This window comes from Streptomyces sp. NPDC005803 (genome assembly GCF_040630435.1).
Classification (GTDB): domain Bacteria; phylum Actinomycetota; class Actinomycetes; order Streptomycetales; family Streptomycetaceae; genus Streptomyces.
Genome location: NZ_JBEXXO010000008.1, coordinates 290,341 through 299,945, shown reverse-complemented (window position 1 = coordinate 299,945; position 9,605 = coordinate 290,341). Strand labels below are relative to the sequence as shown.

At 69.3% G+C, this 9,605-nt stretch carries 11 protein-coding genes; 1 reads left to right on the top strand and 10 read right to left on the bottom strand.

The window, feature by feature from the left end; translation table 11 throughout:
• Positions 1 to 261: 261 nt before the first annotated feature.
• From ABZ454_RS14730 to ABZ454_RS14715, 4 genes are all read right to left on the bottom strand, one after another.
• Entirely contained in the window at positions 262 to 1,560 is a 1,299-nt protein-coding gene (locus tag ABZ454_RS14730) for a hypothetical protein (protein ID WP_359538069.1), read from the bottom strand.
• Complete coding sequence (locus ABZ454_RS14725; protein ID WP_359538067.1) at positions 1,550 to 2,140, bottom strand: DUF6114 domain-containing protein; 591 nt, start codon at positions 2,138 to 2,140, stop codon at positions 1,550 to 1,552. Before ABZ454_RS14725 ends, ABZ454_RS14730 begins: the two co-directional genes overlap by 11 nt.
• Positions 2,141 to 2,238: 98 nt before the next feature.
• Positions 2,239 to 2,895 carry a DUF6230 family protein gene (locus tag ABZ454_RS14720; RefSeq protein ID WP_359538064.1) on the bottom strand — a complete coding sequence of 219 codons (657 nt, stop codon included), beginning with the start codon at positions 2,893 to 2,895 and terminating at the stop codon, positions 2,239 to 2,241.
• Between the two features lie 599 nt (positions 2,896 to 3,494).
• On the bottom strand, positions 3,495 to 4,472 hold the full coding sequence (locus tag ABZ454_RS14715) for a tetratricopeptide repeat protein (RefSeq protein WP_359538062.1): 978 nt from the start codon (positions 4,470 to 4,472) through the stop codon (positions 3,495 to 3,497).
• Positions 4,473 to 4,789: 317 nt separating this feature from the next.
• On the opposite strand from ABZ454_RS14715, the gene ABZ454_RS14710 reads away from it, so the two are divergent.
• Positions 4,790 to 5,419, top strand: coding sequence for a TetR/AcrR family transcriptional regulator (locus ABZ454_RS14710; protein ID WP_356318898.1), 630 nt, complete (start codon positions 4,790 to 4,792; stop codon positions 5,417 to 5,419).
• A gap of 76 nt (positions 5,420 to 5,495) precedes the next feature.
• Here the strand turns inward: ABZ454_RS14710 and ABZ454_RS14705 are convergent, their stop codons facing one another.
• The 6 genes from ABZ454_RS14705 to ABZ454_RS14680 all read right to left on the bottom strand — a co-directional run bounded on the left by ABZ454_RS14705 (position 5,496) and on the right by ABZ454_RS14680 (position 9,539).
• Positions 5,496 to 5,888 carry a hypothetical protein gene (locus tag ABZ454_RS14705; RefSeq protein WP_359538060.1) on the bottom strand — a complete coding sequence of 131 codons (393 nt, stop codon included), beginning with the start codon at positions 5,886 to 5,888 and terminating at the stop codon, positions 5,496 to 5,498.
• A 176-nt stretch (positions 5,889 to 6,064) separates the two neighbouring features.
• On the bottom strand, positions 6,065 to 7,765 hold the full coding sequence (locus ABZ454_RS14700) for a methylmalonyl-CoA mutase family protein (RefSeq protein ID WP_359538058.1): 1,701 nt from the start codon (positions 7,763 to 7,765) through the stop codon (positions 6,065 to 6,067).
• Positions 7,766 to 7,854: 89 nt separating this feature from the next.
• Entirely contained in the window at positions 7,855 to 8,187 is a 333-nt protein-coding gene (locus ABZ454_RS14695) for a DUF3817 domain-containing protein (RefSeq protein WP_356318896.1), read from the bottom strand.
• A gap of 65 nt (positions 8,188 to 8,252) precedes the next feature.
• The gene (locus tag ABZ454_RS14690; RefSeq protein ID WP_356318895.1) at positions 8,253 to 8,762 is read right to left on the bottom strand and encodes a MarR family transcriptional regulator; all 510 of its coding nucleotides are present in this window, start codon (positions 8,760 to 8,762) and stop codon (positions 8,253 to 8,255) included.
• Between the two features lie 136 nt (positions 8,763 to 8,898).
• Complete coding sequence (locus tag ABZ454_RS14685) at positions 8,899 to 9,192, bottom strand: MTH1187 family thiamine-binding protein (RefSeq protein WP_014048385.1); 294 nt, start codon at positions 9,190 to 9,192, stop codon at positions 8,899 to 8,901.
• A complete protein-coding gene (locus ABZ454_RS14680) occupies positions 9,189 to 9,539 on the bottom strand; it encodes a DUF3817 domain-containing protein (protein ID WP_359538057.1) in 351 nt (116 codons plus the stop codon). The genes ABZ454_RS14685 and ABZ454_RS14680 overlap by 4 nt, the downstream gene beginning before the upstream one ends.
• Positions 9,540 to 9,605 lie beyond the last annotated feature (66 nt).

Genomic DNA, 9,605 nt, shown 5'->3' with positions numbered 1-9,605 from the left:
GGGCCCCCTGGGGGGCGCCCTGGCCCGCCCGTCCCCGCGCGGGGGCCCCCCCCGCCACCCGGGGGGGCCCCCCGGATACTAAACAAACGGGGGCGCCGCCCTCGGGCGTTGGGCGGGACTGGGTCGTCGTCGCTGCTCCGGCCCTGGTGGACGAGGCAGCGCGGCAGGAGCCGCTCGCTCCCGTACGGCACAGCACTCGGGCCGCCCCCTTCGTCGAGGGGGCGGCCCGAGTGCTGTGTGGTCCTGAACGCGGCGGCGGGGTCAGCTGTTGCCGCTGGTGAAGTAGTTCTGCAGACCCGGCACCGTCAGCGTCCCGCCGAACTGGCCCGCCTGCGTCACCTTCACGTTGGTGAAGAAGGCGAACGGCACGTTCAGCGGCGGCGGGGTCTGCGGGCTGAAGGTGATCGGGATGAGGCCGAAGAGGTTGCCCTTCAGCTCCTCCGTGTACATCGTCACCTCGCCGTCGCGGATGGTCGAGGTGGAGCCCTTCCGCGCCTTCACATGGCCGGTCACGCCCGGCTGCGGGCCGACCGTCAGCTGGTGGAGGTCCTTGATGTCGACGGAGGAGGCGGTGAACTTCAGCACCTTCTTCGTGGTGCCGTCGCCCTTCTCCACCTCGACGATGCCCTTGTAGTCGAGCCCGCCCAGGGTGAGCAGCGAACTCTCCAGGATCCACGGGTCGTTCGGGAGGCGCGGGATGCCCTGCTCCAGCTTGGCCGCGGCGAGGGCCTCCGGGTCGGCGGTCGGGCACGGGAAGGAGGGCTTGGCGCCGTCCGGGATGTCCTCGTCCGCCTTCGGGTCGAGTCCCTTGACGTCCTCGTCGAGCTCCTCGACCGGTTTGCCGGCCTCGTCCGCCGCCTTGCGGATGGCTTCGGTGGTCTTGTCGACCGTGTCCTTCGCCGCGTCCGTGACCTTCTCGACGGGCTTGTCGGCGGCCTTGTCCGTGGGCTCCGCGGTGGCGGACTTCGAGGGCTCCGGGGTCGCGGTGGTGGCGCTGGGGGACGGGCTCGCCGTCTCCTCGTCCGGGCCGTCGAAGAGGTCCTTGAGCGCGTCGCCGACGCCCAGCGGGTCGAGCGGGTTCGTCGACTTCGTGGGGGCGGGGCTCGGGCTCGTCGTCGCGGCCGGCGCGTCGGCGCTCTTCGTGGTCTCCTCGGCCGGCGCCTCGTCCGTGGCGCCCGCCGACGGGGTGGCCGTCGGCTTCGGGGTCGCCTCGTCGGTCGTGTCCGGCGTCGGCTCGGCGTTCTCGGTGGCCGAGGGGGACGGCGTCTTCGACGCCGAGGGCGACGGCTGCGCCGACTCGCTCGGCTCGTCGGAGCGGGTCACACAGGGGCCGGGCGCGAAGGGGATGTCCGTGGCGTCGTCGGCCATGGCGAGCTTGGGGGTGAGCCCCATGCCGACGAAGACGGCCGTCGGCATCGCGGCGAGCGCGAACGCCTTCTTGCCGGCGGGCATGTTCAGCTTCGTCAGCAGCGACTTCCGGGGGGCGGCGTGACGCGGCCCTCTGCGCTCCTGGAGCCCGCCGTCGTCCAAGGCGTTCGCCTGACTGTCGTCACCCCGCACGATGCCTCCCGCCGTCGACCTCAACTGTCGTGTCGTACTGCGCCGACTGCTGCTCGGGGACACCCATCCCGTGGAACGCGCCCTCGGGGTGGACCGGGGCCTGCTCGTCCTTCGTGAAGGAGATGCCCTCCGGTGCCTCCGCGCCAGGAGCGCCTTCGGCCGGTGCGGCTTCGTCCGTCTTCGGCTCGCCCGGGACCCAGGACACGGAGAGCGCGCCGCCGAGCAGGGCGAACAGGAAGCCGACCAGGAAGCCGCCGATGTTGGCGACGGGTATGGAGATGAGCGCGAGCAGAATCGCCGCGACGCCGGCGAACACCCGGACGATGCTGTGGAACCACATCGTCAGGCCCAGCGTGACCAGCAGGACGCCGATGATGAGCGACCCGGCGCCCGCGGTGGTGGACATGGCCAGCGTCATGTTGCCGAGGTGCATGTTCGCGTACGGGAAGTACGCGATGGGCACCCCGCCCGCCATGGTGAACAGGCCCGCCCAGAACGGCCGGTTACCCCGCCAGGTGCGGAAGCCCCGCCGGAAGACGCTGAGGTAGTGCTCGTTCTGCCCTTGGGATTCGGGGCTCATGGAAAACAGCTCCCTGGAACCGGTACTGCTGTGAGAAAGAGAAGGGTGGGTGGCCGGGGGTCCGCTGCAAGGCGTACCCCGGCCACCCGGGCGAGTGCTTAGTAGCACTCCTTGACGCCCTTGTGCAGCTTCAGCGACAGGCCCGGCAGCTTGAACGTTCCAGCCGTGGTGGCCCACGCCTGCTGGTGCACGTTCGACAGCTTGGCGGTGTCCGCCCGCTGCGAGAACCCGTAGGGGTTGGCCTGGGTGCCAGGCTGAATGCCTATGCTCCCGGGCTTGGTGGTCTTCAGCGAGCCGGCAGCCACACCGATGTCGATGTTCCCGAACTCGGCGTCCGCATCGAGTTGCGACACGTCAAGGTACAGGTCCTTGGCGTAGACCGGATCGTCACCCTTCTTCGGGTCACCGGCGTTGAGCTGCAGCGTGATGTTGCCCAGCCCGAACGGCAGGTCGGGCGTGACGACCGACTGGCACATCTTGGTGATGGTGGCCTCGCTGAACCCGGACACAGCGACCGGAGCCGCCATGTCCTTGCCCTTGAGGTCCTTGCCCGTCGCGACACTGCCGTACTGGACGAAGTTCTTGCCGTTCAGCTCTTGCGCGCTGACCTTGAACTCCTGGCCGGACACGCTGAACGACGCGGCGAGCGCGCCCTGTGCCAGACCCACACCCACCGCGGCGGTGGCTACGACGCTCGGCACCATGACGACAGCGAAACGCTTCCATCTCGTGCCACCGCGAACCTGGGAACTCATACTTTTCCTCCTTCTCGGACGTACATCTCCGGCCTGGCATCCTGCCGGACCTGGGATGGGAGAAGTGCTACGTCCTCGGAAAGGAGAGCACCCGCGAACGGAGGCCTGAACCGCCTCCGCGTCACCGGCGATCACCCCCGAGCGACAACCACTGGCCACGCGTTCGCGCAACCTGTTCGGACAGGCCCTGCCGGTCAGCAGGAACCCCCCTGTCCGGAGCCGGCGCGACTGCCGCCGACCCGCTCGGTGGGGACCCAACGGAGCCACCGCACCGACTGGCAGCCGGACTGGCGTTATTGGACCGAGCGTGGCCGATCGTGGTCCATTCGGGGCCGTCACACAAGGGGGTTCGTTACTGGCTAGTAACGGCCCGATAACCGACCCGCGACCGCGCGACACCGACCGGCCACACAGGGTTGCCTCGACCCGGCAGACGAAAGCCACGAATGCGGAGCGAACTCGGACAGATCCCGAAGATCGATTTACTGCGAGTAACAGGCCGTACTTTTGTCAAGATTTGGTAAAGCAGGGCCCACTCTTAGCGCCGGAACGCGAAAACGGCCGTGACCCCCGCCAGGGGCCACGGCCGTGTTGTCAGATCAGAACAAGACGCGCGCGAGCGCGGTCCGCGCGGCGCCGACGCGCGGGTCGTCGGGGCCGATCACCTCGAAGAGCTCCAGCAGACGGACCCTCACCCGGTCCCGGTCGTCGCCGAAATTGCGGCGGACCGTCTCGACGAGGCGCCCGAACGCGTCCTCCACGTGGCCGCCGACCAGGTCCAGGTCGGCCGCGGCGATCTGCGCGTCCACGTCCCCCGGGTTCTCGGCGGCGTCCTTGCGGACCTGCTGGGGGTCCATCTTCTGGACCCGGGACAGGAGTTCCGCCTGGGCCAGACCGAGCTTGGCCTCGCTGTTGGCCGGGTCGTCGGAGAGGACGTTGCGGTACGCCTGGGCGGCGCCGGCGAAGTCGTTGGCGTCCAGCGCCTGCGCGGCCGCCTCCAGATGGGCGTCGTACGGCCCTGCGGGCGCCTCGGGGGCCTGCGCGGCCACGTCGGGGCCCGCGGCGTCCTGGTCGACGACGATGCCGGTGAGGCCGAACCGCTCCTCGCCGACCTGGATCAGCTGGTCCAGCGTCTGCCGGATCTGGGACTCGGGGGCCGCGCCCTGGAAGAGGGGCAGCGCCTGTCCGGCGACGACCGCGAACACGGCCGGGATGCCCTGGATCCCGAACTGCTGCATCAGCATCTGGTTGGCGTCGACATCGACCTTGGCCAGTACGAACCGGCCGTTGTACTCATGGGCCAGGCGCTCCAGGAGCGGGCCCAGCTGCTTGCACGGCTCGCACCACTCGGCCCAGAAGTCGATGACGACGGGGACTTCGGCGGAGCGCTGGAGGACGTCGCTCTCGAAGCCCGCCTCATCGACGTCGATCACGAGGGAGGACGGGGGCACGGCTGCGGGGCCGCCCTGCCGGGCGGACTCGGCACGGGCCTGCTCCGCCTTCACCTTGGCCTCACCGGCCGCCTTCACCGCGGCGAGGTCGACGACGCCGCTCATGGACATGTTCCTAGGCTGCATACGTACATCCTCCCCCCTCGGCGCACTGTTCCGGAAAGCGATACGGGAACCGCACCCGTCCGCTGCCCCCGCCGGTGTGCGAGGTGCACGGACAGACACGGTCCGAGGGCCCCTGAAAGACCCGGTTCGGCGCCCGGTCCCCACCCGGCGCCTTGTGGTTGTAGCTCGTTCGCAGCGCCGCGACGGCGGACCATCGTTCTTACGCTACGACCCGTAGCGTAACTGGCACCCGCCCTCGGTGCGCAAGAGCGCCCGGTGATCTGTCTCACGGCCGACGGGGTCGGCCGAAAATAGCTACCGGCGGGTATGGTCACGGGATGCTGAGCCACAGCCACCCCAAACCCTCACGAACGGGACGTCCGCGCAGTGCCGCGGCCGACGAGGCGATCCTCGAAGCGACCAGAGCCTCCCTGGTCGACCTGGGCTGGTCGAAGCTGACGATGGGTGATGTGGCGACGCGCGCGGGGGTCGCCAAGACGACCCTGTACCGGCGCTGGGCGGGCAAGAACGAACTGGTCGTGGACGCCGTGGCGGTGCTCTTCGACGAGCTGGAACTGCCGGACCTGGGCAGCCTGTCCGACGATGTGCAGGCGATGGTGCTGCAGTTCGCGGCGCTGCTGGAGCGGCCGGAGACCCAGACCGCCCTCATGGCGGTGGTCGCGGAGTCGACCCGCGACGAGGCGCTGCGCACCCGGATCCGCGATTCGATCGTGAACCGGCAGAAGCGCCTCGTCCTCGAGGGGCGGCGGCGGGCGCAGGAGCGCGGGGAGTTGCCCGTCGAAGCGGACGAGGCGACGGCGGCGCTCACCGCCGACCTGGTCTTCGACGTGATCGCCGGCGCGGTGGTGCACCGGGCCCTGGTCAGCGCCGAGCCCGTCGATGCCGAGTGGGCCCGGCGCTTCACGCTGCTGCTGCTCGCGGGACTGGGCGCGGCCGCCGCGGGTTAGCCCCGGGCTTCCATGAGGTGGTGGGTTGCCCCTGCGCACCCGCCGCTCGCTACGGGACCGGCCCCTCCCTCGGAGATCAGCGTTCCACGCGGATCTTGAAGGGACTCATGTCGTCATCGGCGTCAACAGCCTGAAAGCCCGCAGATCCGAGGATCGCGATCAACGTCGCGTGCATATGCTCGGTCACAAAGCTGAAATACCGGAAAGCCGCCGACGACCGCATCTCATCCTTCTGCGCACTGTCCGCCAGAGCTTGGCTGAGGGACGGACCGATGAGCCACTCGACGAAGACTCCTCCCTCGGAGCCTTCTGCCGGGTCCGCCCAGACCAGCACGCTCCGCGCGACAGCCGGTTGGTTTATGTCCTGATGGACTGCAAATCCGGCCATCGTCAACGCTTGGGCCACCTGACCGGCCACATCGTTGCGTTCGGCGATCTCCGCCTCACTCGCCGCTTTGATGCCGAACATCACTACCTGCTGTCATTTCGCCATGAGGTCAGGAGAAGGGGTGGGTGACCCATCGGGTCACCCACCCCTTCGCATTCTACGAAGTTGCCTGGCCGGGATCAGGACCTTCGCCGCCCCGTCGGCGTACCGACGAGGCCTCATGACGGATCGTGACCGGCGGTGCCCCCGTGGTGCCGTCAGAAGCCGGGCGGCTCCGTGTAGGTGCCCCACTCCTCGCGCAGCACCCCGCAGATCTCGCCCAGGGTCGCCTCCGCGCGGACCGCGTCGAGCATCGGCGCGATCATGTTGGAGCCGTCGCGGGCGGCGGCCAGCATCGCGTCCAGCGCCGCGCTCACCCGGGCGTCGTCGCGGCCCTCCTTGCGGACGGCGAGCTCGCGGACCTGCTCGCGTTCGACCTCGTGACTGACCCGCAGGATCTCCAGGTCGCCGGTGACCGAGCCGTGCGCGACGTTGACGCCGACGACCCGCTTCTCCCCCTTCTCCAGCGACTGCTGGTAGCGGAAGGCGGACTCGGCGATCTCGCCGGTGAACCAGCCGTCCTCGATGCCGCGCAGGATGCCGGAGGTCATCGGTCCGACGGGGTGCTGCCCGTCGGGGTGGGCGCGCGTGCCGCGCTCCTTGATCTGGTCGAAGATCTTCTCGGCGTCGGCCTCGATCCGGTCGGTGAGCTGTTCCACGTACCAGGAACCGCCCAGCGGGTCGGCCACGTTGGCGACGCCGGTCTCCTCCATCAGCACCTGCTGGGTGCGCAGCGCGATCTCGGCGGCCTGCTCGGAGGGGAGCGCGAGGGTCTCGTCGAGGGCGTTCGTGTGCAGGGAGTTGGTGCCGCCGAGCACGGCGGACAGGGCCTCGACGGCGGTGCGTACGACGTTGTTGTACGGCTGCTGGGCGGTGAGCGAGACGCCGGCGGTCTGGGTGTGGAAGCGGAGCCACTGCGCCTTGTCGGTCGTGGCGCCGTACGTCTCCTTCATCCAGCGGGCCCAGATGCGGCGGGCCGCGCGGAACTTGGCGATCTCCTCGAAGAAGTCGAGGTGCGCGTCGAAGAAGAAGGAGAGGCCGGGGGCGAAGGTGTCGACGTCGAGTCCGCGGGACAGGCCGAGCTCGACGTAGCCGAAGCCGTCGGCGAGGGTGTACGCGAGCTCCTGCGCGGCCGTGGCCCCGGCCTCGCGGATGTGGTAGCCGGAGACGGAGAGCGGCTTGTAGGCGGGGATGTCGCGGGCGCAGTGCTCCATCAGGTCGCCGATGAGGCGCAGATGGGGCTCGGGCTGGAAGAGCCACTCCTTCTGCGCGATGTACTCCTTGAAGATGTCCGTCTGCAGCGTCCCGTTGAGCACGGCCGGGTCGACGCCCTGGCGCTCGGCGGCGACCAGGTACATGCAGAAGACGGGCACGGCGGGGCCGCTGATCGTCATCGACGTCGTGACGTCGCCGAGGGGGATGTCCTTGAAGAGGACCTCCATGTCGGCGGCGGAGTCGATGGCCACCCCGCAGTGGCCGACCTCGCCGAGCGCGCGGGGGTCGTCGGAGTCCCGGCCCATCAGCGTCGGCATGTCGAAGGCCACGCTCAGGCCGCCGCCGCCCGCGGCGAGGATCATCTTGTAGCGCTCGTTGGTCTGCTCGGCGTTGCCGAAGCCGGCGAACTGGCGGATGGTCCAGGTGCGGCCGCGGTAGCCGGTCGGGTGCAGGCCCCGGGTGAAGGGGTACTCGCCGGGCCAGCCGATCCGCTCGAAGCCCTCGTACGCGTCCCCGGGGCGGGGGCCGTACACGGGCTCGACCGGGTCCCCGGAGAGCGTGGTGAAGTCCGCGTCACGCTTGCGGGCCTTGTCGTAACGGGCCTGCCAGCGTTGGCGGCCTTCCTCGATCGCGTCAGCGTCCATACCCCTCAATTTACTAGGACGTCCTAGTAAATGTCGATGACAAACCGCCCGGTGCTTCGCACGGGGCGGTTCGGGCCGGACTTTTCGGCTCAGGCGTTCGCGGGCGCCGGGGCCGGGTCCGCGATCAGCGGCTCGACCTCGCGGACGACCTTGCGCTCGACGAAGAACGCGGCCGTCGGGATCGTGCCGGAGAGCAGCACCCAGGCCAGCTTGCCCATCGGCCACTTCGCCTTGGACCCGAGGTCGAAGGCGAAGATGAGGTAGATGATGTACAGCACGCCGTGGATCTGGGAGACGACGAGCGTCAGACCCTCACCCTTGTCGAAGCCGTATTTGAAGATCATGCACACGCAGAGGATCAGCAACATGACGGCGGTGACGTAAGCCATCACCCGATAGCGGGTCAGCACACTGCGTTTCATGCCATCGAGCGTAACCGCCCGTCCGGGGCGATCTTGCAGCGGGCCCGCGCCCGGAACGGCGTCTCTCAGATCTCCTCGAAGTCCTGCGCGGCGATGCGCAGCGGACGCAGCAGCGCGAAGATCTCCGCGCACTCCTCGGCGTCGTACGCCCCGAGTCCGAACTCCATCGCGACCAGGTCGCGGGTGGCGGACTCGACGACCTCGCGGCCCTTGTCGGTGATGGAGGCGAGGGTTCCGCGGCCGTCGTTGGGATTGGGGCGCTTGTCGACGAGGCCGGAGCGCACCAGCCGGTCCACGGTGTTCGTCACCGAGGTGGGGTGGACCATGAGCCGCTCGCCGATCTTGGACATCGGCAGCTCGCCGGCCTTGGAGAAGGTGAGCAGCACCAGCGCCTCGTACCGCGCGAAGGTCAGTCCGTACGGTTTGACGACCGCGTCGACCTCGGCGAGCAGGATCTGCTGTGCCCGCATGATCGAGGTGATCGCCCCCATGGAGGGCACCGGGCCCCAGCGCTGCTGCCAGAGTTCGTCGGCGCGGGCGATGGGATCGAAGGGAAGGCTGAGGGGCTTCGGCACGGCCACGACCTTACCCATGAGGAACTTGCCGCTCCTCCCCGTCTCGAACTTCGGTCCGAATCCCGGACGGGGTGGGGGCGCGCGAAGCCCCCGGCCGGTGACCGGCCGGGGGCTGGGGACGTGTGCGCGGACGGCGTCAGTCCGCGAGGTAGCGCTCCACGGTCTCGACCTTGGAGGTCAGACCGTCGGTGACACCCGGACGGATATCGGCCTTGAGCACGAGGGAGACCCGTCCGGCGCGGGCCTCGACGGCCGCGACGGCACGCTTGACGACGTCCATCACCTCGTCCCACTCACCTTCCACGGAGGTGAACATGGCGTCGGTGCGGTTGGGCAGCCCGGACTCGCGGACGACCCGGACGGCGTCGGCGACGTACTCGCCGACGTCCTCACCGACACCCAGCGGACTGACGGAGAAGGCGACGATCATGCGCTGACCGTACCTTCCCGGCGGGCCCGGGCGGCGATGACGCCGTCGGTCTCGTAGCGCTTCAGCACCTTGTCGCCGTACAGACCGCCGAACGGCAGCACGCAGAGCAGGAAGAAGAACGCGACGCGCTTGAGCGGCCACTTGGTCTTGTTCCAGACATCCAGCAGCGCCACGACGTAGATCACGAAGAGCACGCCGTGCAGCATGCCGAGCGGCATCATCAGGAAGTCGATGTCGGAGATCCGGCTCAGGACCGAGCCGAAGATGATCAGCGCCGGGAACGAGAGCGCCTCGGGAATCGAGATGAGGCGCAGCCGGTGCAGGGCGGTAGCGGTCTTGATGTCCACGGGGGCACCTTCGGTGGGAGGACGGTGACAGCTTGTGAACGCACGCACAAGCGGCCCCCATTGTGG